The sequence below is a fragment of the Streptomyces sp. WMMC940 genome, assembly GCF_027460265.1.
In the GTDB taxonomy this organism is placed as follows: Bacteria; Actinomycetota; Actinomycetes; order Streptomycetales; family Streptomycetaceae; genus Streptomyces.
In genome coordinates, this window is the sequence record NZ_JAPZBC010000001.1 from 1,564,306 (window position 1) to 1,589,919 (window position 25,614).

At 71.5% G+C, this 25,614-nt stretch carries 19 protein-coding genes; 7 read left to right on the forward strand and 12 right to left on the reverse strand.

Features of this window, described 5'->3' with window-relative positions:
- The first annotated feature begins 25 nt into the window (after window positions 1-25).
- On the forward strand, window positions 26-1,429 hold the full coding sequence (locus tag O7595_RS06930) for an FAD-dependent oxidoreductase (RefSeq protein WP_269727846.1): 1,404 nt from the start codon (window positions 26-28) through the stop codon (window positions 1,427-1,429).
- 72 nt (window positions 1,430-1,501) lie between these two features.
- Here O7595_RS06930 and hemE read toward each other — a convergent pair whose 3' ends face one another.
- A complete protein-coding gene (gene hemE, locus O7595_RS06935; protein ID WP_443071579.1) occupies window positions 1,502-2,614 on the reverse strand; it encodes a uroporphyrinogen decarboxylase in 1,113 nt (370 codons plus the stop codon).
- A 90-nt stretch (window positions 2,615-2,704) separates the two neighbouring features.
- Between hemE and O7595_RS06940 the strand changes: the two genes are divergently transcribed.
- The 5 genes from O7595_RS06940 (at window position 2,705) to O7595_RS06960 (ending at window position 9,799) form a co-directional block, all read left to right on the forward strand.
- Window positions 2,705-3,373, forward strand: a complete 669-nt coding sequence (locus O7595_RS06940; protein ID WP_269727847.1) for a DUF3000 domain-containing protein — start codon at window positions 2,705-2,707, stop codon at window positions 3,371-3,373.
- A gap of 457 nt (window positions 3,374-3,830) precedes the next feature.
- Window positions 3,831-4,493: a helix-turn-helix transcriptional regulator gene (locus O7595_RS06945; RefSeq protein ID WP_093651875.1), complete on the forward strand. Its 663-nt coding sequence runs from the start codon at window positions 3,831-3,833 to the stop codon at window positions 4,491-4,493.
- Window positions 4,494-4,573: 80 nt separating this feature from the next.
- Window positions 4,574-5,857 (forward strand): ribonuclease D, encoded by a 1,284-nt coding sequence (locus O7595_RS06950; RefSeq protein ID WP_269727848.1) that lies wholly within the window; start codon window positions 4,574-4,576, stop codon window positions 5,855-5,857.
- Window positions 5,858-6,422: 565 nt separating this feature from the next.
- Window positions 6,423-7,673, forward strand: coding sequence for an acetyl-CoA C-acyltransferase (locus O7595_RS06955; protein ID WP_269727849.1), 1,251 nt, complete (start codon window positions 6,423-6,425; stop codon window positions 7,671-7,673).
- Window positions 7,670-9,799, forward strand: a complete 2,130-nt coding sequence (locus tag O7595_RS06960; RefSeq protein WP_269727850.1) for a 3-hydroxyacyl-CoA dehydrogenase NAD-binding domain-containing protein — start codon at window positions 7,670-7,672, stop codon at window positions 9,797-9,799. The genes O7595_RS06955 and O7595_RS06960 overlap by 4 nt, the downstream gene beginning before the upstream one ends.
- Before the next feature lie 141 nt (window positions 9,800-9,940).
- Here O7595_RS06960 and O7595_RS06965 read toward each other — a convergent pair whose 3' ends face one another.
- Window positions 9,941-11,047, reverse strand: coding sequence for a hypothetical protein (locus tag O7595_RS06965; protein ID WP_269732403.1), 1,107 nt, complete (start codon window positions 11,045-11,047; stop codon window positions 9,941-9,943).
- A gap of 172 nt (window positions 11,048-11,219) precedes the next feature.
- Between O7595_RS06965 and O7595_RS06970 the strand changes: the two genes are divergently transcribed.
- Complete coding sequence (locus O7595_RS06970; protein ID WP_269727851.1) at window positions 11,220-11,591, forward strand: NTP pyrophosphohydrolase; 372 nt, start codon at window positions 11,220-11,222, stop codon at window positions 11,589-11,591.
- Between the two features lie 18 nt (window positions 11,592-11,609).
- Here the strand turns inward: O7595_RS06970 and O7595_RS06975 are convergent, their stop codons facing one another.
- From O7595_RS06975 to ngcE, 10 genes are all read right to left on the reverse strand, one after another.
- The gene (locus O7595_RS06975) at window positions 11,610-13,100 is read right to left on the reverse strand and encodes an ArnT family glycosyltransferase (protein ID WP_269727852.1); all 1,491 of its coding nucleotides are present in this window, start codon (window positions 13,098-13,100) and stop codon (window positions 11,610-11,612) included.
- A 135-nt stretch (window positions 13,101-13,235) separates the two neighbouring features.
- Window positions 13,236-14,747: an amino acid permease gene (locus O7595_RS06980; RefSeq protein ID WP_269727853.1), complete on the reverse strand. Its 1,512-nt coding sequence runs from the start codon at window positions 14,745-14,747 to the stop codon at window positions 13,236-13,238.
- 170 nt (window positions 14,748-14,917) lie between these two features.
- The gene (dxs, locus tag O7595_RS06985; protein WP_269727854.1) at window positions 14,918-16,873 is read right to left on the reverse strand and encodes a 1-deoxy-D-xylulose-5-phosphate synthase; all 1,956 of its coding nucleotides are present in this window, start codon (window positions 16,871-16,873) and stop codon (window positions 14,918-14,920) included.
- A gap of 206 nt (window positions 16,874-17,079) precedes the next feature.
- The gene (locus O7595_RS06990) at window positions 17,080-18,375 is read right to left on the reverse strand and encodes a sugar ABC transporter permease (RefSeq protein ID WP_269727855.1); all 1,296 of its coding nucleotides are present in this window, start codon (window positions 18,373-18,375) and stop codon (window positions 17,080-17,082) included.
- Window positions 18,372-19,160 carry an ATP-binding cassette domain-containing protein gene (locus O7595_RS06995; protein ID WP_269727856.1) on the reverse strand — a complete coding sequence of 263 codons (789 nt, stop codon included), beginning with the start codon at window positions 19,158-19,160 and terminating at the stop codon, window positions 18,372-18,374. The genes O7595_RS06990 and O7595_RS06995 overlap by 4 nt, the downstream gene beginning before the upstream one ends.
- 167 nt (window positions 19,161-19,327) lie before the next feature.
- Window positions 19,328-20,440 (reverse strand): substrate-binding domain-containing protein, encoded by a 1,113-nt coding sequence (locus O7595_RS07000; RefSeq protein ID WP_269727857.1) that lies wholly within the window; start codon window positions 20,438-20,440, stop codon window positions 19,328-19,330.
- Between the two features lie 120 nt (window positions 20,441-20,560).
- Window positions 20,561-21,760: an ROK family transcriptional regulator gene (locus O7595_RS07005; protein WP_269727858.1), complete on the reverse strand. Its 1,200-nt coding sequence runs from the start codon at window positions 21,758-21,760 to the stop codon at window positions 20,561-20,563.
- Between the two features lie 213 nt (window positions 21,761-21,973).
- A complete protein-coding gene (locus tag O7595_RS07010) occupies window positions 21,974-22,900 on the reverse strand; it encodes a carbohydrate ABC transporter permease (protein WP_269727859.1) in 927 nt (308 codons plus the stop codon).
- Between the two features lies 1 nt (window position 22,901).
- Entirely contained in the window at window positions 22,902-23,825 is a 924-nt protein-coding gene (locus tag O7595_RS07015) for a carbohydrate ABC transporter permease (protein ID WP_269727860.1), read from the reverse strand.
- Between the two features lie 82 nt (window positions 23,826-23,907).
- Entirely contained in the window at window positions 23,908-25,359 is a 1,452-nt protein-coding gene (ngcE, locus tag O7595_RS07020) for an N-acetylglucosamine/diacetylchitobiose ABC transporter substrate-binding protein (protein WP_269727861.1), read from the reverse strand.
- Between the last annotated feature and the right edge of the window lie 255 nt (window positions 25,360-25,614).

A 25,614-nucleotide genomic window follows, 5' to 3' on the forward strand; every position in this document is an offset into this window, starting at 1 on the left:
GCCGCTCCCCCGTAGCGTGTTCCGCATGGAACGCATGGTGGTCATCGGCGGCGACGCGGCGGGGATGTCCGCCGCGTCGCAGGCGCGCAGGCTCAGGGGTCCCGGGGAACTGGACATCGTCGCCTTCGAGCGGTCCCACTTCGCGTCGTACTCGGCCTGCGGCATCCCGTACTGGGTCGGCGGCGACGTGGCGGAGCGGGACTCGCTCATCGCTCGGACGCCGCAGGAGCACCGGAAGCGCGGCATCGATCTGCGCATGCGCACCGAGGTCGTCGAGCTCGACGTTCCGGGGCAGCGCGTCAGGGCCCGGGACCTGGAGTCGGGCACGGAGTCGTGGACGGGTTACGACAAGCTCGTCATCGCGACCGGGGCCCGTCCCGTGCGGCCGGGGCTGCCCGGTATCGACGCGCCGGGCGTGCACGGCGTGCAGACCCTCGACGACGGGCAGGCGCTGCTGGACACCCTGGCGGGGCTGGAGGGCCGCCGTGCCGTGGTGGTGGGCGCGGGCTACATCGGTGTGGAGATGGCCGAGGCGCTGCTGAAGCGGGGCTTCGAGGTCACCGTCGTCAACCGGGGCGAGCGGCCCATGGCGACGCTGGACCCCGACATGGGCCGCCTGGTGCACGAGGCGATGGACGGCCTGGGCATCAGCACCGTGAACGGCGCGGAGGTCACCAAGATCCTCACCGGGCCGGACGTGGGGGTGGCTGCCGGGCCCGGAGGGCCGCGGGGGCGCGTCCGGGCGGTCGCCACGGAGGACGGGGAGTTCCCGGCGGACGTGGTGGTGCTCGGCATCGGCGTCGAGCCCGAGACGGAGCTGGCACGCGCGGCGGGGCTCCCCCTCGGGACGCACGGTGGTCTGCTCACCGATCTGTCGATGCGGGTGCGCGGCTACGAGAACGTCTGGGCGGGCGGCGACTGCGTCGAGGTCCTGGACCTCGTCTCGGGCCGCGAGCGGCACATCCCGCTCGGCACCCACGCCAACAAGCACGGCCAGATCATCGGCGCGGGCGTCGGCGGCGGATACGCCGCCTTCCCCGGGGTGGTGGGCACCGCGGTGAGCAAGGTCTGCGACCTGGAGATCGCCCGCACGGGCCTGCTGGAGAAGGAGGCCCGCGCGGTGGGCCTGCGCTTCGTGACGGTCACGGTGGAGTCGACCAGCCGTGCCGGGTACTACCCGGACGCGGCCCCGATGACGGTCAAGATGCTCGCCGAGCGGCGTACGGGCCGGCTCCTCGGCGTCCAGATCGTGGGGCGCGAGGGCGCGGCCAAGCGTGTGGACGTCGCGGCGGTCGCGCTCACCGCCGGGATGACGGTGGAGCGGATGACGGCCCTGGACCTGGGCTACGCCCCGCCGTTCTCCCCCGTCTGGGATCCGGTGCTGGTGGCGGCTCGCAAGGCGACGGCGGCGGTGGCGAAGGCGGGCTGACGCCGTGGGCGGCGCCGTCGGCGGGCCCGCCCACGGGTGGGCCGGAGCGGGGGCGCGGCCCGCCGCGGGCGGTCAGCGTGCCGTCCGGGTGTGGACGTACTCGACGAGGCGGGTCAGGGCGTCGGGATCGGTGGTGGGCAGGACGCCGTGGCCGAGGTTGAAGACATGGCCCTCCAGGCCGCGTGCCGCGTCCAGGACCTCGCGGGTCTTGGCCTCGACGGCCTCCCGGGTGGAGAACAGCACCGCCGGGTCCAGGTTGCCCTGGAGCGCCTTGCCGGGCCCGACGCGGCGGGCCGCCTCGTCGAGCGGCACGCGCCAGTCGACGCCGACGACGTCCGCACCGGCCTCGCCCATCGGGCCGAGCAGTTCACCGGTCCCGACGCCGAAGTGGATGCGCGGCACGCCGTACCCCTCGACCGCGGCGAAGACCTTCGCGGACGCGGGCATGACGGAGCGGCGGTAGTCCTCGGGAGCCAGCGCGCCGACCCAGGAGTCGAAGAGCTGCACGGCGGAGGCACCGGCCTCGATCTGCACCTTCAGGAAGGCCGAGGTGATCCCGGCGAGCCGGTCGAGCAGGTCGGCCCACAGCTGCGGGTCGCCGTACATGAGTGCCTTGGTGTGCTCGTGGTTGCGGGACGGACCGCCCTCGACGAGGTAGCTGGCGAGGGTGAACGGGGCGCCGGCGAAGCCGATGAGCGGGGTGGCGCCGAGCTCGCCGGTGAGCATGCCGATCGCCTCGGTGACGTACGAGACGTCCTCGGGGGTCAGCTCGCGCAGCCGTGCGAGGTCCTCGCGGCGGCGGATCGGTTCGGCGACGACCGGGCCGACTCCGGGCTTGATGTCGAGGTCGATGCCGATGGCCTTGAGCGGCACGACGATGTCGCTGAAGTAGATCGCGGCGTCCACCTTGTGGCGGCGCACCGGCTGCAGAGTGATCTCGGTGACGAGCTCGGGCCGCATGCACGACTCCAGCATCGGGATGCCCTCGCGCACCTTCAGGTACTCGGGCAGCGACCGTCCCGCCTGCCGCATGAACCACACCGGTGTGTGCGGCACGGGTTCGCGTCGGCACGCCTTCAGGAAGGCGGAGTCCCGCAGGGCGTCGGTCGTCGTCTGCTGGCCCTCGGACGGGGCGCCCCCTGCGGGGGCGGTGCTCCGAGCCGGGGGAAGGTCGTTGGCGCTCACGCCCAGAATCTTCGCATGTGCGCGCACGGAGCAAGCGCGGGTGGGTGTCCCTCCCTGCGCCGGGCCCGCGTTCCGCCTACTCTTCCCCGCATGGCTGCGGCTCAGGGACAGTTCTCCGATCCATCCGACGGCGCCGAGGGCACGGACGGCGCCGAGCGGAACTCCGTGCCGCGGGCGTTCCGCCTCGCGGTCGACGCGCTCCGCGCAACACGGCCGCGGCCCGGGATCGAGGTGGACCCGGCCCGGCCGCCGCAGCGGCTCGCCCCGCACGCGTACGCCCTGGAGGCGGCGGTCGTCGACGACGACGAGGACCTGGCGGACGGCCGGCTGGTCCTGCTGCACGACCCGGCCGGGCACGACGCGTGGCGGGGCACGTTCCGGCTGGTGACGCTGGTGCGCGCCGAACTGGAGCCGGAGATGGCCGCGGACCCTCTGCTGCCGGAGGTGTGCTGGTCCTGGCTGACCGGCGCGCTGGAGGCGCGGAACCTCTCGTACGGGGAGCCGAGCGGCACCGTCACCCGGGCGGGGTCTCACTACTTCGGTGGACTCGCGGACCGCCGCCCGGCGACGCAGATCGAGATCCGGGCGTCCTGGACCCCGCGCGAGGGCCGCGACGGGGCGCCGGACGCCGCGGCGCACCTCGCGGCCTGGTGCGACCTGCTCTGCCAGATCGCCGGCCTGCCGCCCGCGGGCGTCCCCGACGGCACGACGGCGGGCGTCGTCACACTGCCGCAGCGCCGGGGCCCGCACGCGCCCTAGCCGCGGCGGGGCCGCGGGCCCGCGGCCCCGCCGAGCCGGAGTCCGGCGGCGCGAACGCGGGGAGCGGCGGCGCACGCGGTGGGGGGGAGGGAAGCGCCCGGAGGCCCGCCGGTTCGCCGGACGGCGCTGCTGCGGCGCGTGCGTCGCGACGCGGGTGCCCGGCCCGTCGGCCGATCCGTCGGCGCGGCGGGCGCGCCGGATGGGGGCCGCCGCCCGGGGTCCGCGAGGGCCGCGCCGGCCGCAAGTACGAGCCGTGGACGGGCACCTGGGATGTCCGGACAGGGTCGCAGCATGATCGATCACGCGTCCTAATTGCCGGAATTGTTACTCACCAAATCGTGATCTTTCTCTAAAGGCGACCAGGTTTGCTGCCGAAGAGGTGGTGACCCATCAAGCACGGTTCGCCCCGGCTTCATCCCCGAGCCGGCTCCGTCCCCCCACCTTCCCAGGAGGCCTGGTGTCCGTTCTCCTCGAGCAGCCCGCAAGCCTGGTCGCCTACCGCCCGAACAAGCCGACGGCCATGGTCGTCGTGGCCGACCCGCGCGTCCGCTCCACCGTCACCCGCCACCTGTGGGCGCTCGGGGTGCGCGATGTCATCGAGGCGTCGTCCATCGCGGAGGCCCGCCCCCGCGTCGGCAACCCGCGCGACATCTGCGTGGCCGACGTCCACCTGCCCGACGGCAGCGGGCTGACCCTGCTGTCCGAGACCCGCGCCGCGGGCTGGCCCAACGGCCTCGCCCTCTCCGCCGCCGACGACATCGGCGCGGTCCGCAACGCGCTGGCCGGCGGGGTCAAGGGCTACGTCGTGACCGGTACGCGCACCAACCTCGGCCACCCCACCCGCCCCGGAGCCGCCCCGATCGGCGCCGCGGCCGCCCGGCTGCACCGCCGTCCCCCCGGCGCCCCGAGCCACCCGGGCGGCTACCGCGAGCTGTCGGGCCGCGAGGTGGAGGTGCTCCGGCTGGTCGCCGAGGGCCAGTCGAACAAGGCGATCGGTGTCTCGATGGGCCTGTCCGCGCTGACGGTGAAGAGCCATCTGGCCCGCATCGCACGCAAACTGGGCACCGGTGACCGCGCCGGCATGGTGGCCGTGGCGCTGCGCACCGGCATCATCCACTGAACCTCCTTTACACCGGCCCGGTGCCCGTCGACGGAACGTTCCGTCGACGGGCGCTTGCCGTTGACGGATACCCTTGACAGGTGACCGACGCCCAAGAGACCGCAGCAGAGCCGGACCTGCGCACCACCGGGGGCGGCCCCCCGGACGACGGCGTCTCTGACGAAGGGGCGCCGATCCCCCTGCTGGAGCCGCGGGAGGGCATCCCTCCGGTGGCATCCACGCCCGAGGCACTGGCGTCCGTCGTCGCCGCCTTCACCGCCGGCACCGGCCCCGTCGCCGTCGACGCCGAACGCGCGTCCGGCTACCGCTACGGACAACGCGCGTACCTCGTCCAGCTGCGTCGCCAGGGCGCCGGCACGGCGCTCGTCGACCCGGTCGGCTGCCCCGACCTCTCCCCGCTCGGCGACGCCCTCACCGGCACCGAGTGGATCCTCCACGCGGCGACCCAGGACCTCCCGTGCCTGCGCGAAATAGGCATGCTGCCGACGAGGCTCTTCGACACCGAGCTCGCCGGACGGCTCGCGGGCTTCCCCCGGGTGGGCCTCGGGGCCATGGTCGAGTCGGTGCTCGGCTACGCCCTGGAGAAGGGCCACTCGGCGGTGGACTGGTCCACCCGCCCCCTCCCCGAGCCCTGGCTGCGGTACGCGGCGCTCGACGTCGAGCTGCTCGTGGACCTGCGGGACGCGCTGGAGAAGGAACTGGACCGGCAGGGGAAGCTGGAGTGGGCGCGGCAGGAGTTCGACGCCATCGCCTCGGCCCCGCCCGCACCCCCGCGCAAGGACCCGTGGCGGCGCACGTCGGGCATGCACAAGGTCCGCCGCCGCCGTCAGATGGCCGTCGTACGGGAACTGTGGACGGCCCGGGACAAGGTGGCGCAGCGCCGCGACGTGTCCCCCGGAAAGGTGCTCGGCGACGCGGCGATCATCGAGGCGGCGCTGGCGCTCCCGCTGAACGTGCACGCGCTCACGGCCCTGCCCGGCTTCGGGCACCGCATGGGCCGGCGGCAGCTGGAGCAGTGGCAGTCGGCGGTCGACCGGGCGCGTGCGCTGTCGGAGGCGGAGCTGCCGCAGCCGGGGCAGCCGGTGGCCGGACCGCCCCCGCCGCGCTCCTGGGCGGACAAGGACCCGGTGGCGGCGGCACGGCTGTCCGCGGCGCGGGCGGCGGTGTCCGCGCTGGCGGAGCAGCTGAACCTGCCCCAGGAGAACCTGATCACGCCGGACACGGTGCGGCGCCTGTGCTGGGAGCCGCCGGTGGAACCGACCCCGGAGGGGGTCGCCTCGGCACTGGCGGCGCTGGGTGCGCGGCCGTGGCAGGTCGACCAGGTGACGCCGCTCCTGACGAGGGCGCTCCAGGCGACTCCCTGACGCCGTGCCGCGCGGGCTGCGGGCGTCGCGCGTCGGTGCGCGGCGCCGCACGCGCGGGCGGCGTCCGTCGTGGTGCGCGGCCTCCGCGCCGGGTGCGGCACCCGGGGCCCTCCGCCCGCCTGCGGGACGGCATGGGGTACGGCTCCCGAACCTTCACCGGTGCGGCGCGGCACATCATGTGCCGGCGTCCCGGGCACGGCTCCTCCGCGCCCGGGCACCTTCCGCAGCCCCTGGGGCGCCGGTGGGAAACGCCGCAGCCATCGCGTACGACGGTCCCCACGGTGCGCGCGCCACGGAACCCGCGCACCGCTCGGTGCGCATGCCACCGGAAGCGCGCGGCGCCGAGGGACGGGCCGCGGGGCGCGGAACCCGGATGCGCGCCCCCGTCCGGTGTGCGTGCGGGGTGCCGACGCCGGTGACGCGGAGCCCCCCACGTGTGACGTTCGCCGCTCCCGCCGCGAGGGGTGGGCAACCCGGTTACCCGCAAGTAGCATGAGGACAGCAAGCGCACGCTTAGCCGCGCGCCACGCAGCAGTGCCATCCCGCACCCTGGAGGAGAGCCATCGTGCCTCGTACCGTCAGGGACGTCGTCTTCGTCGACGGCGTCCGCACCCCGTTCGGCAAGGCGGGCCCGAAGGGCATCTACCACGAGACCCGTGCCGACGATCTCGTCGTGAAGGCCATCCGGGAGCTGCTGCGCCGCAACCCGGAACTCGACCCCAAGAAGATCGACGAGGTCGCCATCGCCGCGACCACGCAGATCGGCGACCAGGGCCTGACCATCGGCCGCACCGCCGGCATCCTCGCGGGTCTGCCGCAGTCCGTCCCGGGCTACTCCATCGACCGCATGTGCGCGGGCGCGCTGACCGCCGTGACCTCGGTCGCCGGCTCGGTCGCCTTCGGCGCGTACGACGTCGCCGTCGCGGGTGGCGTGGAGCACATGGGCCGCCACCCGATGGGCGAGGGCGTGGACCCGAACCCGCGCTTCGTGTCGGAGAAGCTCGTCGACCAGTCGGCCCTCTTCATGGGCATGACCGCCGAGAACCTGCACGACCGCTACCCCACGATCACCAAGCAGCGCGCCGACGAGTACGCCGTGCGCTCGCAGGAGAAGGCCGCCAAGGCGTACGCCGACGGCAAGATCCAGCAGGACCTGGTGCCGGTGTCGGTGCGCCGCACCGCCGTAGCCGATGGCGGCTCCGCCGCGGGCGAGGCCGGCGAGACCGGCTGGGGCCTGGTCACCGCCGACGAGCCGATGCGCCCCGGCACCACGCTGGACAACCTGAAGGGCCTCAAGACGCCCTTCCGCGTCCACGGCCGCGTCACCGCCGGCAACGCCGCGGGCCTCAACGACGGCGCCACCGCCTCGCTGATCGCCTCCGAGGACTTCGCGCGGGAGAACAACCTCCCGGTGAAGATGCGCCTGGTCTCGTACTCCTTCGCCGGCGTCGAGCCCGAGGTCATGGGCTACGGCCCGATCCCCGCGACGGAGAAGGCCCTCGCCCAGGCGGGGCTGTCCATCGAGGACATCGGCCTGTTCGAGATCAACGAGGCCTTCGCCGTCCAGGTCCTGGCCTTCCTCGAGCACTACGGCATCGCCGACGACGACGCCCGGGTGAACCAGTACGGCGGCGCGATCGCCTTCGGCCACCCGCTGGCCTCCTCCGGTGTGCGTCTGATGACGCAGCTGGCCCGGCAGTTCGAGGAGCAGCCGGAGGTCCGTTACGGCCTCACCACGATGTGCGTCGGCTTCGGCATGGGCGCCACCGTCATCTGGGAGAACCCGCACCACAAGGACGCCGGAGGCAACAAGTGAGCACCACCGCTGAGCTCCTGAAGGGCGCGGCCGAGCTGTTCCCGGACGAGGTCGTCACCCAGGCGCACGTACGCCACCTCGACCTTCCCGGCGGCGCGGGCAGGTTCGCCCTCGTCACGCTGGACAACGGCCTGGACCACACCAAGCCGACGACCTTCGGCCCGCAGTCGCTGGCGAACCTCAACGCCGCGATCGACCAGGTCGAGAAGGAGGCGTCCGAGGGCGCCGTCGTCGGCGTCGGTATCACCGGCAAGCCGTTCATCTTCGCCGTCGGCGCCGACCTCAAGGGCGTCGAGCTGCTGAAGCGCCACGAGGACGCGCTCGCCATCGGCAAGGGCGGCCACGACGTCTTCAAGAGGCTTTCCTCGCTGGCCGTACCGACGTTCGCGTACTACAACGGCGCTGCGATGGGCGGCGGTGTCGAGGTCGGTCTGCACTGCTCCTACCGCACGGTCTCCCAGGCGCTCCCGGCCTTCTCGCTGCCCGAGGTCTTCCTCGGTCTGGTTCCCGGCTGGGGCGGCTGCACGATCCTGCCGAACCTGATCGGTGCGGACCGCGCCGTCTCGGTGATCATCGAGAACTCGCTCAACCAGAACAAGCAGCTCAAGGGCGCCCAGGTGCACGAGCTGGGCATCGCCGACGCGATCTTCGAGGGTGCCGACTTCCTGGAGCAGTCGCTCATCTGGACCGCGTCCGTCCTCAAGGGCGAGATCGTGGTCGAGCGCCCCGAGATCGACCGCGGTGAGGCCTGGGACCAGGCCGTCGCCAAGGGCCGGTCCATCGCCGACTCCAAGGTGCACGGCGCCGCCCCGGCCGCCTACCGCGCCCTCGACATCATCGAGGCCGCCAAGGACGGCGACCTGCAGAAGGGCTTCGACGCCGAGGACACCGCGCTCGCCGACCTCATCATGGGCGGCGAACTGCGCTCCGGCATCTACGCCTTCAACCTGGTCCAGAAGCGCGGCAAGCGCCCCGCCGGCGCCCCGGACAAGTCGCTGGCCCGCCCGGTCACCAAGGTCGGTGTCGTCGGCGCCGGTCTGATGGCCTCCCAGCTGGCGCTCCTGTTCCTGCGCCGCCTGGAGGTGCCGGTGGTCCTCACCGACATCGACCAGGAGCGCGTCGACAAGGGTGTGGGCTACGTCCACGCCGAGATCGAGAAGCTGCTGGGCAAGGGCCGTATCAACCAGGACAAGGCCAACCGCCTCAAGGCCCTGGTGACCGGTGTCCTGGACAAGGCCGAGGGCTTCGCCGACGCGGACTTCGTCATCGAGGCCGTCTTCGAGGAGATGACGGTCAAGCAGAAGGTGTTCGCGGAGGTCGAGGCCGTCGCCCCGGCGCACGCGATCCTCGCCACCAACACCTCCTCGCTGTCGGTGTCGGAGATGGCCTCCAAGCTCCGGAACCCGGAGCGCGTGGTCGGCTTCCACTTCTTCAACCCGGTCGCGATCCTGCCGCTGCTGGAGATCGTCCGCGGTGAGCAGACCGACGACGCCTCCCTGGCCACGGCCTTCGCCGTCGCCAAGAAGCTGAAGAAGACCGCGGTGCTCACCAAGGACGCCCCGGCGTTCGTCGTGAACCGCATCCTCACCCGCTTCATGGGCGAGATCCAGAACGTCATCGACGAGGGCACCCCGGTCGCCACCGCCGAGAAGGCGATCGAGCCGCTCGGCCTGCCGATGTCCCCGCTGGTGCTGCTGGAGCTGGTCGGCCCGGCGATCGGTCTGCACGTGTCCGAGACGCTGAACCGCGCCTTCCCGGAGCGCTTCACCGTCTCCCCGAACCTGAAGGCGGTCGTCGAGGCCGGCAAGCGCGGCTTCTACGTGTACGACAGCGGCAAGCCGGAGCTGGACCCGGAGGTCGCCGCGCTGCTGAAGCAGGGCGACAGCGTCCTGACGGAGGAGCAGGTCCGCGCCCGTGTCCTCGACGCGGTGGCGCAGGAGATCGGGCTGATGCTGGAGGAGGGTGTCGTCGCCGAGGCGCAGGACATCGACCTGTGCCTGATCACGGGCGCCGGCTGGCCCTTCCACCTGGGCGGCATCACGCCGTACCTGGACCGCGAGGGCGTCAGCGAGCGCGTCAACGGCAGGCGGTTCCTGGCGCAGGGCGTGGCGAGCGTCCCCGCGTGACCGTGTGACCGGGTGACCGCCGCGCCGGTGACGGTGCGGCGGTCACCCGGGCCGACGGGAACGGGCCGTACGGGAGGGATCCCGTACGGCCCGTTCTCTCTGCGTCCGTCCGCGGTGCGCCCCGGCCGGGGGGCGCGGGCCTCACACCCGCGTCCACGCCTCCATCGCCAGCCCCGACTCCGACTTCTGCCGGGTCACGCGGAGGGAGCCGTCGGCGCCGAGGGCGGCGAGGACGACACGGCCGGTGCCGTCGATGGCGAGCGCCGGGGCGCCGGCACAAGGGTCGCCCGTGGGCGTCCAGTTGAGGCCGGCGGACTCCTCCTCCGTCGGGTAGGCGGCGATGGCCGGGCGGCCGTCGGCGCCGCGCTGGGCGAGGATCGTGCAGTCCTGCCCGTCGACGGGAGTTCGGAGGACGGCGACCGGTCCGGTGCCGCCCTCGCCGCCGAGGGCCGCGGGCGCGGCCATGCCCTCGCGCCAGGCGTGGACGGCGCCCGTGGCCGCGTCGCGCCAGAAGTGGGTCAGCCGCTCGCGGCCGGTGCGCTCGGAGCTGACGGAGCCGTTGGCGGCGGAGAAGGCGATGTCGTCGGCGCGCTGGAACTTCACGCCCTGGGTCTCCTGGTTCCACCGCAGCACGGCGTCCTCCGTCGGGGCGAGGACCTCCATCAGCCCGTGGTCGGTGACCGTTGCGGCGGGCAGGCCGAGCGTGCCGCTGCCCTTGAGGTCGGCCCACTTGTTCCACTTGCCGTTGGGCACCTGCGCCCTGCCGCAGACACCACCGCCCGCGTTGCGCACGAAGACGTGGAGGGAGCCCTCCGAGTCCACGACGGCCGCGGGGAGCCCTATGGTGGCCGCGAGGGCCCGGTCCTGGTACGGGGTGCCGAGGGCGTACCAGTCCCGCAGGGGGCGCCCGGACTGGTACTGGATGGCCTGCACGACGTCCGTGGCGACCTCGCCGCCGGGGAGCGGGGTGCGCCGCAGCGCGACCAGCTGCACATAGCCGTCCGAGCCCTGGGCGATCGCCAGGTACGGCAGGATGCCGGGCGCGGGGAACAGCTCGGGGCCCGTCCACTCGGGCCCGCCGGGCCGCTTCTCCGTCCAGCGCAGCACACCGTCGGCGGCCGGCGTGTACGCGGAGAGCCGTCCGTCCTTGCCGCGCAGCAGCCAACCGGTGGTCGACGGGAGCGACGGGTCGGCGGGCAGCGAGGGCGTCGCCCGGGCCGCCCGGCGCTGCCGGCCTTCGGCGCCCACGGTGTCGGGCGGGGTGTCCGTCCGACGCTTCGACCGCCGCGCAGACCGCAATGACATGGCCCGTTGCCCACCTTCCCCGAGCGCCGTGCAAGCGCTTGATTCACGTGACGATAACACCCGGCGGCACACCGGTCCGCCCGCCCGCGGACCGGTCCTGTGACACGCTTCCGCCATGGTCCCTCTCCTGATCGTCGATGGCGCGAACGTGGTCGGTTCGGTACCGGACGGCTGGTGGCGCGACCGCCGGGGCGCGGCCGAGCGGCTTCGCGACGGGCTGGTCCCGCTCGCCGAGGAGGGTGTCCCCGGGCACCCCGGCCCGGTCGAGGTGGTCCTGGTCGTCGAGGGCCGCGCGAGGGGCGTCGGGCCCGTCCCGGGCGTACGGGTCGAGGCCGCGCCCGGCAGCGGTGACGACCGGGTCGTGGAACTGGTCCGGGAGAACGCCGGCCGTTCCGCCGTCGTGGTCACGGCCGACCGGGGGCTGCGGGAGCGGGTCGAGGCGCTCGGGGCACGGGTCGTCGGGCCGCGCACGGTCCGTCGCGGCTGACCCCGCCCGCTCGCCCCCTCACCGCCCCGCCGAGCGGACGTAGAGCACCGCTCCGCCGACGTCGCCCGGCAGCGGCTCGTAGTGGCGGGCGAGGAGCCGCCGCAGCGTGGGCAGGTGTTCGGGTGCGTACGGTCTGCCGCGCGAGTCGTCGACGATCAGCGCCGGCAGCCGGCCGCGGAGTTCGCCGGTGAGGGTCCGCCAGGAGCCCTCGACCGCGTACTCCTCCCCCACCCGGGGACCGTCGCGGCCGCCGCTGTAGTTGGTGAGCAGCCCGGCCGTGAGATAGCGGGTGGCGGGGGCGCGGTCGGCCAGCCAGTACGTCTCCGGGTGCATGCCCCACAGCAGCACCCGCTCCTGGGGTCCGGTGCGGTGCCGCACCTCCGTGGCGAGCCGCTGGGCGTGGGCGAGTTCCGGGCGGGGCGCCAGCAGGCCCCACACGAGGAAGAGGGCGCAGGCGGCCGCCGAGGCGAGCAGGGCGGAGGTCAGCCGGCCGCGCGGCAGCACCTGCAGCGCGGCGGTCGCGAGGAGGGCGAGGGGCGGCAGGAGCTGCAGGTAGTAGTGGCCGAAGAAGTGGAATCCGGCGAGGACGGCCGCGGCGGAGGCGGCCAGCCACAGCCACAGGTCGGTCACCCCGGTCCGGGCGATCCTGAGGACCCGCACGACGGGCGGGACCAGTCCCGCGCAGGCGGCGGCGAGCAGCGCGGAGTTCGCCAGGCCCCGGGAGAGCACGTGCAGCTCGGAGCCGGTGAACGCGGCGTAGGCGCCCGATCCCGTCACCGTCCAGAAGAGCAGCCCCGCGGGGTCCGTGAGCAGAGCTGCGGCCGCGACCGGCAGGACGAGCGCCGCGCACAGCCGCAGCACCTGGCCCCGCCGGGGACGGGAGTGCCAGAGCAGCCACAGCACGGGGACGAGGACCGCGCCCCCGGTCTGCTTCACCAGGACCGCCCCGGCGACGGCGAGGCCCGCGGCGGTCCAGCGGCGCCTGCCCGCGTACCGGACGGCCGCGGCGGTGAACGGCAGTATGAAGATCTCGAACGTGGCCGCCTGGGCGTCCTCGGGATTGAGGCCGATCGAGACCAGGAGGTACAGCACGCCGGCCGTGCGGCCCGCCCGGTCGCCCCAGCGTTCGCGGGCGGCGGCGGCCAGGAGGGCGGCGGTGACCAGCTGGGAGACGACGGCGAGCACCTTGAGGGGGCGGAGCGACTCGTCGCCGAAGACGGCGAAGCATGCCTCGTACAACCACGGCAGCAGGGGCGGTTTGCGGTCGACGACGGTGTCGTACAGGGCGCCGCCGTCGGCCAGTATCCGTGCCTGGACGGCGAGGTAGCCCTCGTCCGGGTTCCACACGGGGTGCCGGAACGAGGGCAGCCGGGTCACCGCGGCCAGGACGGCGAGGACCGGGAGCAGCCGCCGCCAGTAGCCGTCCGGCGGCGCTTCGGGGAGGGGCGGGGCGGGCAGGTCCGCGCGCGCCGGCGCGTACCGCGGTGACGGCGGTGGCTCGACGAGCATGCGCACACACTATTGACCCCCTATGTCATGCCATAGCGGGACATAGGGGGTGGCGCGGGTGCGGCATGGCGGGGGACCTGAACCTGGTGCGCACGCCGTCCGGTACCGGCGGGCCCTCCGGCCGCTGCGCGCCGCCTAGTACTGGGCGTCCTTGCCCAGCCTGCTGAGGCGGCTGTGGGAGCGGCCGTACAGGTAGTAGACGACCACGCCGATCGCCATCCACACGGCGAACCGCAGCCAGGTCTCCGCCGGGAGGTTCAGCATCAGCCAGAGCGACGCCGCGATCGACAGGATGGGCAGCACCGGCACCCAAGGGGTCCGGAACGCGCGGTGCAGGTCCGGCCGGGTGCTGCGGAGGATGATGACGCCGAGGGCCACGATGACGAAGGCGAAGAGCGTGCCGATGTTCACCAGGGCGGCGAGTGCCTCGAGGCTGGTGAAGCCCGCGATGATCGCGATCACCACGCCGAGCACGATGGTCGCCCGGTGGGGCGTGCGGAACTTCGGGTGGGTGACGGAGAAGAAGCGCGGCAGCAGTCCGTCGCGGCTCATCGCGAAGAACACACGGGTCTGGCCCAGCAGCAGGATCATGCAGACGGTGATGAGCCCCACGACCGCGCCGAGGCTGATGGCGCCGGCGAAGAAGGGCTGGTCGACCGCCTTGAAGGCGTCGGCGAGCGGTGCGGTCGCCGACATCTCCGAGTAGTGCTGCATACCGGTGACGACGATGGTCACGGCCACGTACAGCAGGGTGCAGATGAGGAGGGAGCCCAGGATGCCGCGCGGCATGTCCCGCTGGGGATTCCTGGTCTCCTCGGCGGCGGTGGCGACGACGTCGAAACCGATGAAGGCGAAGAAGACGATGGCGGCCGCGGTGAAGATGCCCATCACGCCGAAGTTGGTGGGCTCGTAGCCGAACAGCACCTGCACCAGCGGCGCCGCGAGGCCGCCGCCCGTTTCCTGCGGCTGGGCCGGGGGGATGAAGGGCACGTAGTTGTCGGCCTTGATGAAGAAGGCGCCGGCGACGATGACCAGCAGCACCACGGTGACCTTGACGGCGACGACGATCGCGGTGATGCGGGCGGACAGCTTCATGCCGATGACGAGTACGGCGGTCAGCGCCAGGATGAGCAGGAAGGCCAGCAGGTCGAAGTGGCCTCCCGCGTCGGGCCCGGAGAGCGCTGCGGGCATCTGCCAGCCCAGGTTGGTCTCCAGGAGGGCGCGTGCGTACCCGGACCAGCCGACCGCCACCACCGCCGTGCCGAGGGCGAACTCGAGGACCAGGTCCCACCCGATGATCCAGGCGGGGAGTTCGCCGATCGAGGCGTACGAGAAGGTGTACGCCGAACCGGCCACCGGCACGGTGGACGCGAACTCGGCGTAGCAGAGCGCGGCGAGGGCGCAGACGACGCCGGCGGCGACGAACGACAGGGACGTGGCGGGCCCGGCGTTCTCCTTCGCGGCGATGCCCGTCAGGACGAAGATGCCCGTACCGATGATGACACCGACACCGAAGACGGTGAGGTCCCAGGCGGAGAGCGACTTCTTGAGCGCGTGCTCCGGTTCCTCCGTGTCCCGGATCGACTGCTCGACCGTCTTGGTCCGGAACGCCCCGGCGCTCCTCGGGGGCTGCTGCTGTGTGCTCACCGGCGTACCTCCGTACCCATGGCCGTATGGCCATGATCGAGAGGGGTGCGGGACCTCGCCCGCCCACGGAGTGCGTTTCACACGAAAGGACCGGTCGGAAACCTCCTGCGGTACTCCGACCGGCCCAATCCGTCTCCGTCCGCCGGGTGCGCGCCGGGCGGCCCGCCCGCTCAGTCCCGCGCCGGCTCGGCGGTCCTGCTGGGCTCGTCGTCGAGCCTGCCGTCCAGCTTGGCGACGAGGCCGGTGACCTGGCGGGCGATGTCCGGGGCGGTCAGCCCGATCTCCGCCATGACCTCCTTGCGGGAGGCGTGGTCGAGGAAGCGCGGCGGGATGCCGAAGTCGCGCAGCGGCAGGTCCACTCCGGCGTCGCGCAGTGCCTGGGACACGGCGGCGCCGACACCGCCGACACGGCCGTTGTCCTCGACGGTGACGACGACCCGGTGCCGTTCGGCGAGCGGGGCGAGGGCCTCGTCGACCGGCTTGACCCAGCGGGGGTCGACGACGGTGGTGGAGATGCCCTGCTTGTCGAGGAGGTCGGCGATCTCCAGGCACATCGGCGCCAGGGCGCCGACGGAGACGAGGAGGACGTCGGGCCTGGGGGTACCTCCCGTGCCCGAGGGGCCATGGGGGGCGGTGCCCGGCTCGCGCAGGACGTCCATGCCGCCGACGCGGCCGACTGCCGGGACTGTGGGGCCGACCACGCCCTTGGAGTAACGGACCACGGTCGGCGCGTCCTCGACCTCGACGGCCTCGCGGAGCTGGGCGCGCAACTGCTCGGCGTCGCGCGGGGCGGCCATCCGCAGGGTCGGGACGACCTGGAGGATCGACATGTCCCACATGCCGTTGTGGGAGGCGCCGTCGTCGCCGGTGACGCCTGCGCGGTCCAGCACGAACGTCACACCGCACTTGTGCAGGGCGACGTCCATCAGCACCTGGTCGAAGGCGCGGTTGAGGAAGGTGGCGTAGACGGCGAAGACCGGGTGGAGCCCGCCGGTGGCGAGACCGGCGGCGGAGGTCGCGGCGTGCTGCTCGGCGATACCGACGTCGAACACACGCTCGGGGAAGGTGTCTGCGAACTGCTTCAGGCCGACGGGCTGGAGCATCGCCGCGGTGATGGCGACGACGTCCTCGCGCTCCCGGCCGAGCTTGACCATCTCGTCGCCGAAGACGGACGTCCAGCTGGCCGCCGCGGCCTTCACCGGCAGGCCGGTGTCGGGGTGGATCGGGCCGATCCCGTGGAAGCGGTCCGCCTCGTCCTGCTCCGCGTGCTGGTAGCCGCGGCCCTTCTCGGTGAGGCAGTGCACGATGACCGGGCCGCCGAACCGCTTGGCGCGGGTCAGCGCGGACTCCAGGGCCTCGATGTCGTGGCCGTCGATGGGGCCGACGTACTTCAGCCCGAGGTCCTCGAACATCCCCTGCGGGGCGATGAAGTCCTTCAGGCCCTTCTTGGCGCCGTGCAGGGTCTCGTAGAGCGGCTTCCCGACGACGGGGGTGCGCTCCAGGATGTCCTTGCCGCGGGCGAGGAACCGCTCGTAGCCGTCGGTGGTGCGCAGGGTGGCCAGGTGATTGGCGAGGCCGCCGATCGTCGGGGAGTAGGAGCGCTCGTTGTCGTTGACGACGATGACGAGGGGGCGGTCCTTGGCGTCCGCGATGTTGTTCAGCGCCTCCCAGGCCATACCGCCGGTGAGGGCCCCGTCACCGATGACCGCGACGACGTGGTCGTCCTTCTTCAGCACCTCGTTGGCCTTGGCGAGGCCGTCCGCCCAGCCGAGGACCGTCGAGGCGTGCGAGTTCTCGATGACGTCGTGCTCGGACTCGGCACGCGACGGGTAGCCGGACAGGCCCCCCTTGGCCCGGAGCCGGGAGAAGTCCTGGCGACCGGTCAGCAGCTTGTGGACGTAGCTCTGGTGACCGGTGTCGAAGAGGACCTTGTCGTTCGGTGAGTCGAAGACGCGGTGCAGGGCGATGGTCAGCTCGACCACGCCGAGGTTGGGACCGAGGTGTCCGCCGGTCTTCGAGACCGCGTCCACGAGGAAGGTGCGGATCTCTGCGGCCAGCTGGTCGAGCTGCTCCGGGCCGAGTCGGTCCAGATCGCGCGGTCCCCTGATACGGGTAAGCAATGCCACCCGTGCCTCCTTGCGTTTGAGCTGGTCGAGCTTGCCGATCTGCCGAGTCTAATGTTCCGCTCCCGGCCGCTGTCATCGGGCGGTGCGTTCCGCGTCACGCCATCGGAGGACACCGAGGTCCATCCGGGACGGGCCGCGGCCCCCCGGGGGAACACGCAGCAGTGCCCGGCGCCGGTTCCGGCGCCGGGCACTGCTGGCGGTGGCCGCTACGCGCGGCCGGCGGTCTTCTGCGTCTTGCGCGTGACCGAGTCGATGACGACGGTGGCGAGGAGCACACCACCGGTGATCATGAACTGGATCGGGGTGGCGATGCCCTCCAGCGCCAGACCGTACTGGATGGAGACGATCACCATGACGCCGAGCAGCGCGTTCCAGGTGCGACCGCGGCCGCCGAAGAGGCTGGTGCCGCCGATGACGGCCGCCGCGATGACGTTCATCAGCAGCTCACCGGCGCCGGCGCTCTGGTTGGCGGCGGCGATCTTGGAGGCCCAGAACAGGCCGCCGACGGCCGCGAAGGTGCCGGCGATGGCGAAGACCGAGATCCGGACCGCGGTGACGTTGATGCCCGCGCGGCGGGACGCCTCGACGCTGCCGCCGAGCGCGAAGATCTTCCGGCCGTAGGCGGTGCGCCGCAGGACGAAGTCGGTGATCACCAGGACCACGAGGAACAGCACCAGCGCCAGGGGCAGGCCCTTGTACTGGTTGAGCATGTACGCGGCGCCGAAGGACACGACGGCGAGCAGGACCGTGCGGAACACGATGTCGCCGAGCGGCCGGGACGGGATGCCGGCCGCGTCACGGCGGCGGCTGTCGAGGAACGCGGAGAGGAAGAACAGGGCCACGGCCAGCCCGGCGAGACCGTAGGCCGCCGCCACGTCGGAGAAGTAGTACGTGGTCAGCTTGGCGACGACGCCGTCGCCGTCCAGGTTGATCGTGCCCTGGGAGCCGAGGAGCTGGAGCATGAAGCCCTGCCAGAACAGCAGGCCCGCCAGCGTGACGGCGAAGGCGGGCGCGCCGATCCGGGCGAAGAAGAAGCCGTGGAGGGCTCCGATGACCGCTCCACCGGCGATCGCGACCACCAGGGCCAGCCACTCGTTCATCCCGTTCGTGACGCTGAGGACGGCCACGATCGCGCCCGAGACGCCACTGACCGCGCCGACGGACAGGTCGATCTCGCCGAGCAGCAGCACGAAGATGATGCCGACGGCCATCATGCCGGTGGCGACCATCGTGACCGCGATGTTGCTGAGGTTCTGCGCCGAGAGGAACTGCGAGTTCAGGCTCTGGAAGATCGCGCAGATCAGGATCAGGCCGATGACGACCGGGATGGAGCCCAGGTCACCGGCGTGCAGCTTGCGCTTGAACTCCGCGATGTAGCCGCCGAAGCCCTGCTCGCGCACGAGGAGGCGGGGGTCGACCGCGGTGACCGCGTCGTGGGCGGCGTCCGGGTTGACCACCCGGTGGCGGCCGCCGGCGGGTGCCGGAGTCTTTTCGATGCTCACTTCTGCGCCTCCGAGGTGCGCGCCGCACGACGGGTCACGGCGTTGTCCGTGGCGCCGGTGATGGCGGAGATGATCTCTTCCTGCGAGGTGGACTTGACGTCGAAGACGCCGTTGTTCCGGCCGAGCCGGAGCACCGCCACCTTGTCCGCGACGGCCTTCACATCGGCCATGTTGTGGCTGATGAGGATGACCGCGTGGCCGCGTTCCCGCAGCCGCTCCACCAGGTCGAGCACCTGCGCGGTCTGCTCGACGCCGAGCGCCGCGGTGGGCTCGTCGAGGATGACGAGCTTGGGCGCGCCGAGCATCGAGCGGGCGATGGCCACGGTCTGCCGCTGACCGCCCGAGAGCGAGGCGATCGGGATGCGGACGCTGGGGATGCGGATGGAGAGCGTGCTCAGCAGCTCCCGCGAGCGGCGCTCCATCTCGACCTCGTCGAGGACGCCGCGCTTGCGGAGCTCCCGGCCGAGGTACAGGTTGCCGACGACGTCGATGTTGTCGCACAGCGCGAGGTCCTGGTAGACGGTCGCGATGCCCAGGTTCTGGGCGTCGTGCGGCTTGCCGATCGACACGGACCTGCCTTCCCACTCGATGACGCCCTCATCGATGGGGTGCACGCCGGCGATCGTCTTGACCAGCGTGGACTTTCCGGCGCCGTTGTCGCCCACCAGGGCGACGACCTCACCGGCGTGGACCTCAAGCTCTACGTCGGTGAGCGCCTGAACGGCACCGAACCGCTTGGAGACCCCGCGCAACGCCAACACGGGCGTAGCGGACACGTGAACCATCTCCTTCGCCGCCTGACCGGCGGGATGCCGCGCCGGGAGGGGTGGCGCGGAGGTTGAGCAGAAGCGGGGAGAAGCGTTTCTGTCCGGTGCCCCGCCCCGGTAGCGGGGGCTGGAATGGGGCGGGGCACCGGCCAGGCTTCAGGGAGCGTCCCTCGGGGACGTGGTGCCTAGTTCAGGCCGATCGCGTCGCAGGCGGCCTTGAACTTCGGGGTGCAGATCTCGGCGGCGGTGTAGACGCCGTCCTTGATGACCGAGTCCTTGATGTTGTCCTTGGTCAGCGAGACGACCGGGACGAGCACCGACGGGATGCCCTTGGCGGTCGGGCTGTCGACCTTGGACGTGGCGATCGCGTCCAGGCTCTGGCCCTTGGCGAGCGCGACGGCCATCTCGGCGGCCGCGGCGGCCTCCGGGGCGTACGGCTTGTAGACGCTCATGAACTGCTCACCCGCGACGATGCGCTGCACACCGGCGAGCTCGGCGTCCTGGCCGGTGACCGGCGGGAGCTTGTCGAAACCGCCGGCCTTCAGGGCGGTGATGATGCCGCCCGCCATGCCGTCGTTCGCGGAGTAGACACCGACGATCTTGTCCTTGCCGAGGGCCGAGATCGCCGCCTCCATGTTGGCGTTGGCGTTCTCCGGCTTCCACTCCTTGGTGTCGTACTCCTTGCCGACGTTCACCTTGCCGTCGAGGACGCTGTGGGCGCCCTTCTTGAAGAGCGCGGCGTTCGGGTCGGTGATGGAGCCGTTCATCATGACGATCTGGCCGCTCTTGGCCTTGTCGCCCAGTGCCTTGAGGAGGGCCTCGCCCTGGACCTTGCCGACCTCTTCGTTGTCGAAGGAGGTGTAGGCGTCGATGGGGCCCTCGGCGAGACGGTCGAAGGCGACGACCGGGATGCCGGCCTCCTTCGCCTTCTTCACGCCGCCCGCGATGGCCTTGGAGTCCACCGCGTCCACGATCAGCGCGTCGACCTTGTTGGTGATCATCGTGTCGACCTGCTGCGTCTGCAGCGTCGCGTCCTGCTTGGCGTTGGCGTAGACGACCTTCGCCTTGCCGTTCGTCAGCTCGCTGATCTTCTTCTCGATGAGGGGCTTGTCGAACTTCTCGTAACGCGCGGTCTGGTTCTCGGGGAGCAGGAGACCGATGGTGAGGGCGTCACCCTTGGCGGCACCGGTCTTGGCGCCGTTCTCGCCGGACTCCTTGGCGCTGCCGCAGGCGGCGAGGGACACGGCCATCGCGGCGGCGCTCACTGCCACGGCGACGCGACGCATCTGCGTGTTCATTCAGAAACCTCCCTGACGAGGCCGCGTCCTTGCGGCCGAGGTGGCTGGAAGTCAACTCGGCCGCAACGCCAGCGTCAAGGAGTAAATCCTTAACGAGATGACAACGGTGCCATTCGTTATCTAAGTGAAGGCAGGCGTCCCGGCCGGTACCGAGCTGTCCAGAAGTGTCGAATCACCCATTTCGCTGAGTACGAGGGCCAGTGCCCCCAGCACCTCGGCCCGGCTCCCCAGCGCCCCCGGAAGGACGGAGAGCCTGCGGGCGGCGCTGGGGATGGCGTAACGGGAGACGGACTCGCGGATCGGCCCGAGGACCAGCTCCCCGGCCTCCGCCAGACCGCCCCCGAGGACCACCCTGCTGGGGTTCAGCAGATTGCACAGGTTGGCCACGCCGCTGCCGATGTGCCGGCCGACGTCGGCGACGACCCGGCGGCAGCCCGGATCGCCCTCCCGCGCCAACTGCACGACCCGTTCCATGGTCAGGTCCGGGCCGTGGCTCGGCCGGAGCAGCGGCAGCACGTAGCGGGCGGCCGCGAAGGTCTCGAGGCAGCCCCGGTTGCCGCAGCGGCAGACGGGTCCCGATTCGTCCAGTGTGATGTGCCCGATCTCCCCCGCGGTACCGCCGGGGCCCCGGTAGATCTGGCCCTCTATGACGAGTCCGGCGCCGACACCGCTGGCGACCTTGATGTAGGCCAGGTCCTTGACCCCGCGGCCGCTGCCCCAGACCAGCTCGCCCAGGGCTCCGAGGTTGGCGTCGTTGTCGACGTACACGGGCACGCCAAGCCGGCCGGAGAGCTCCTCGCTGGGATTGATGCCGCTCCAGCCCGGCAGGATGGCGGTGGAACCCAGCGTGCCGGTCTCCACGTCGATCGGCCCGGGCACGCCCAGACCCACTCCCACGATCTTGTCCTGGCCGATCCCGGTGGCCTCGATCAGCCGTTTGACCAGCTGTTCCGCCCGGTCGAAGCCCTGGGCGGAGGAGGCGTCCACGTCGAGCGGCTCGGACTCCTCGGCGAGGACCTGGTGGGCGAGGTTGCCGATGGCGACGCGCAGGTGGGTATGGCCGAAGTCGACGCCGACGACGATTCCGGCGTCCCCGCTGAGCGAGACGCTGCGGGCCCGGCGCCCGCCCGCGGAGGTGGGAGTGACCTCGACGGTCCCTCCGTCCTTCAGTTCGCGGACGATGTTGGAGACGGTGGCGGCGGACAGGCCCGTGCTCCTGGCGATCTCGGCCTGGGTGAGCGACCCGGCCAGCCGCACGGCACGTACGACCCGCTCGAGATTGGCCCGATGCAGAGATGTCTGCGACCCCGGAGTCTCCATCGACTCACACACTCCCGCTCTTCACTCCAACATGTGAACTCTAAGGGGAGCCTTTCGGGCCGCTCCCGTCAAGACCTGAGCGAAAGCCCGGCACGCACCGCACCGCCCCCGGCGGCTGCCGGCGGGCGGTACGGGTGCGGTGGCGGGACGGTGTGCGCGGGGCGGCCGGGCGGTACGGCGGGGTGCGGCCGGGGTGTACGGGCGCGGCGGACGCTACTTCAGGGCACCCGCCGTGAGGCCCGCGACGACCTGGCGCTGGAAGACGACGTACGCGGCCAGCACCGGCAGCATCGCCATCACCAGGCCCGCGAACAGGCCCGACCAGTCCCCCTTGTACCCCTGGCTGACGGCCAGCTGCACCAGGCCCTGGGACAGTACCTTGTTCTCCTGCTCGGTGTTCAGCACCGTCGGCAGCATGTACTGGTTCCACTGGCCCAGGAAGTTGAAGATCCCGACGCTGATCAGGCCGGGCTTGGCCATCGGCAGCATGACCTGGAAGAACGTCCGGGTGTGCGAGGCCCCGTCGATCAGCGCCGCCTCCGCCACCGAGGTCGGCAGCGTACGGAAGAAGGCGGTCAGGAAGAACACGGTGAACGGCAGCGAGTAGGCGATGTAGACCAGGATCAGGCCGTGGAGCGTGTTCAGGAGCTGGATGTTGTTCATGACGTAGAACAACGGGACCAGCGCGAGCATGATCGGGAAGCTCATCCCCCCGATGAAGAGGAAGTAGATGAAGCGGTTGCCCGGGAAGTCGAACCGGGCCAGGACGTAGGCCGCCATCGAGCCCAGCAGAAGGGTGCCCGCGAGGGAGCCGGCGACCACCAGGACGGTGTTCAGGAAGTAGTCGCTCATGTGCGCCTGGCCCCAGGCCCGGGACCAGTTCTCGAAGTGGAGGCGGTCCGGCAGCGACCACGGCGAGCTGAAGATCGCGTTGTCGTCCTTGAAGGACGTCATCACCGCCCACAGCAGCGGCATGACCACCATGAAGGCCCAGAGGACCAGCATGCCGTGCGAGAAGACGTTGAGGACCCTGCCTTCACCGCGCTTCCCCGCCTTCGGTCCCGTACCGGGCAGATCGGTCTTCACCACGTGCGGCAGCGGCTCCGCGGTGCCTGCGGGAGAGGTCTCGGTCGTCTTCATCTCAGTACTCCAGGCGCTCGCGCCGGCCCAGCCTCATCACGACGGCCGCGAAGGCCAGCGTGACGACCAGCAGGGCGACGCCGATCGTGGTCGCATAGGCCGCCGCACCGTCGCGGAACGCCGACTGGTACACGTACAGCACCATCACCGTGGTCGAGTAGTCGGGACCGCCGGGCCCCGTCGTCATGATCTGCACCACCGCGAAGGACTCGGCGCCGAGCGCGAGGATGCCCATGTAGACCCAGCCCGACTGGATGGTGTCCCACAGCAGCGGCAGAGTGATCCGGAAGAAGGTGGTGACCCTGCTCGCGCCGTCCAGCAGCGCCGCCTCGTAGAAGTCCTTCGGGATCGACGCCATGCCCGCGGAGAAGAGGACGACGAAGAAGCCGACCGTGGACCAGACGAGGACCGCCATCACACACCACAGGGCGAGGTCCGGGTCACCGAGCCACAGCGGCTGGACGTCGCCGAGCCCGATCGCCTCGAGCGCGGAGTTGATCGCTCCGCTCTCCGGGTTGTACGCGAACTGGAAGAGCAGGGCGACGATCGCGATCGACAGCACCTGTGGGAAGAAGTAGGCGATCTTGTAGAACGACGACCCCCGCACCCCGGAGACGGCGGCCCCCCTCCGGTGCCGCCCGCCGACGTTGATCATGAAGGCGAAGAACAGGGCGAGGCCGATCGTCACCACCGGCAGCAGCAGCGCGAAGAGCAGGCTGTGCTGGAGCGACTTCCAGAAGACGTCGTCGTCCCACAGCCGTGCGTAGTTGTCGAAGCCGACCACGGAGAAGTCCGGGCTCAGACCGGTCCAGTCCGTGAACGAGTAGTAGATGGACTGCACGAACGGCCAGAGCACGAAGAGCGCGTACAGCGCCAGGGGTGCCGCCAGGAACCCCACGATGAACCGGTACTTGCCGTGCTGCATGGTTACCGACCCCGATCTTCCGGAGTGTGCCGCCGCTGGTGCTGTGTGCTCCCGGGGGCGCGCCCCCGGGAGCACAGGCCGCTCACTGGTGCTTGTACTTCTTGACGGACGGGTCCTGGGCGGCCTTGTCGGCGAAGCCCTGGATCTTGCTGATGGCCTCGGCCGGGGTGAGTCGTCCGGCCATCATCTCGCCCAGACCGGCCACGCCGATCTGCTCCTTCTGGAGCTTGACGTACCAGTCCTGCAGTCGCGGGTTGACGACGTTCTCGCCGGCCTTCTCCAGCGCGGCTACGCCCGACTTCAGACCCGGCGTCAGCTCGATGCCGTCGGTTCCGCCGTTGAACGCGGTCAGCGACTTGACCTGCTTGGTGAAGTTCTTCGAGGACTCCTCGCCGAGCATGATGCGCAGCTGCTCCATGCCGCCCTCGACGTTCTTCGCCTTGGCCGGGACGATGAACGGCTCACCGCCGGAGGCCCAGAGGGTGCCGAAGGGCATCTTGTCCGAGGCGTCCAGGCCGGACGGCGCGGAGACGGCCAGATCGAAGTCCTTCGGCATGGTGCCGGCGGCCTCGTTCTCCACCCAGGAGCCGTTGGGGATGAACAACGCCTTGCCCTTGGTCCAGGCGGTCTGGGACTGGATGTGGTCCAGGCCCGGGGTGCCCTTGAGGATGTAGCCCTTCTTGTAGAGCTCGTAGTACGCCTCGAAAGCGGCCTTGACGGCCGGGTGCTTCCAGGCGTTGGGCTCCAGGTTGTCGATGGAGTCCAGGACCTCCCGGCCGCCGATCTTGGCGATGAACGGGTAGAGCGAGAAGGGGAGGTAGTAGGGGTGCTTGCCGGCGTACGTCCAGCCCGCGATGCCCTGCTTCTTGGCCTTCTCGCACAGGGCGAGCATCTCGTCCCAGGTCTCGGGGTACTGCGCGTCGAGCCGGTCGAGCGCGGTCCGCGAGTACCAGACGCCGTAGACGGTGTAGGCGTAGTAGAGGATCCACACGGGTGCGCCGTCGAACTGGCCCATCTCGACGATGCCGGGGCGCAGGGTGTCCCGGACCTTCTTGTTCGGGTCGTCGACGGAGGGCGCGTCCAGCAGCGGGGTGAGGTCGGCGAGCTGCTTCTTGCCGACGAGGACGCCCATGTCCATCTGCTCGGCGCCGGAGTTGTCGATGAGGTCCGGCGGGGTGCCTCCGTTGAAGCGGGGCTGGAGCTCGGACTGGATCTTCTGGGTGGCCTTGTGCTTGACCTTGGGGGCCTTGGGGAAGGCCGCGTTGTACTTCTTCTCCGCGTCGATGGCGTACTGCTGCCCGAACCCCCCGTCGAAGATGACGACTTCGAGGGGCGCGGTCTCGTTGACGCCGAGCGGGTTGGTCTTGGTGACCTTCCCCTTCTCGACCTTGGAGCCGCCGGCTCCGCCGTCGCCGCTCGCACAGGCGGACAGGAAGCTCATCGTGGGAATGGTGACCAGGCCGAGCGCCGCGGACCGCTTGATCAGGTCGCGGCGGCCGAGACCGCCGTTCGAGTGGCCGGAGGTGGATCCCATGCTCAAGTCCTCGCCTTCTCCAGGACTCAGGCGGTGAACCGGTCGCCCGCCTTCCTGGGATGAAGGGCCCCGCCACCGCGGTCAATTGCTGAAGCTGGTCGTGCAGGGGTAATACCGTGGCAGTGGGAACGGACTTCCGCCCGGGCCGCAGACGATACTTCGCCTGCCCGTTCCCCCCGGCCCTTCGCCGTGTCTTCCGGCGAGGCGGACGCCGACAGGTATAGTCCACTTCCCGCCGACGGAGCAAGATCGAAA

What these genes read in the sequence shown, in the direction of transcription:
- O7595_RS06930 (WP_269727846.1), top strand. Translation starts at nt 26, where the DNA reads ATGGAACGCATGGTGGTCATCGGCGGCGACGCGGCGGGGATGTCCGCC.
- O7595_RS06940 (WP_269727847.1), top strand. Translation starts at nt 2,705, where the DNA reads ATGGCTGCGGCTCAGGGACAGTTCTCCGATCCATCCGACGGCGCCGAG.
- O7595_RS06970 (WP_269727851.1), top strand. Translation starts at nt 11,220, where the DNA reads ATGGTCCCTCTCCTGATCGTCGATGGCGCGAACGTGGTCGGTTCGGTA.
- O7595_RS06975 (WP_269727852.1), bottom strand. Translation starts at nt 13,100, where the DNA reads ATGCTCGTCGAGCCACCGCCGTCACCGCGGTACGCGCCGGCGCGCGCG.
- O7595_RS06995 (WP_269727856.1), bottom strand. Translation starts at nt 19,160, where the DNA reads ATGGTTCACGTGTCCGCTACGCCCGTGTTGGCGTTGCGCGGGGTCTCC.
- O7595_RS07000 (WP_269727857.1), bottom strand. Translation starts at nt 20,440, where the DNA reads ATGAACACGCAGATGCGTCGCGTCGCCGTGGCAGTGAGCGCCGCCGCG.
- O7595_RS07005 (WP_269727858.1), bottom strand. Translation starts at nt 21,760, where the DNA reads ATGGAGACTCCGGGGTCGCAGACATCTCTGCATCGGGCCAATCTCGAG.
- O7595_RS07010 (WP_269727859.1), bottom strand. Translation starts at nt 22,900, where the DNA reads ATGAAGACGACCGAGACCTCTCCCGCAGGCACCGCGGAGCCGCTGCCG.
- O7595_RS07015 (WP_269727860.1), bottom strand. Translation starts at nt 23,825, where the DNA reads ATGCAGCACGGCAAGTACCGGTTCATCGTGGGGTTCCTGGCGGCACCC.
- ngcE (WP_269727861.1), bottom strand. Translation starts at nt 25,359, where the DNA reads ATGGGATCCACCTCCGGCCACTCGAACGGCGGTCTCGGCCGCCGCGAC.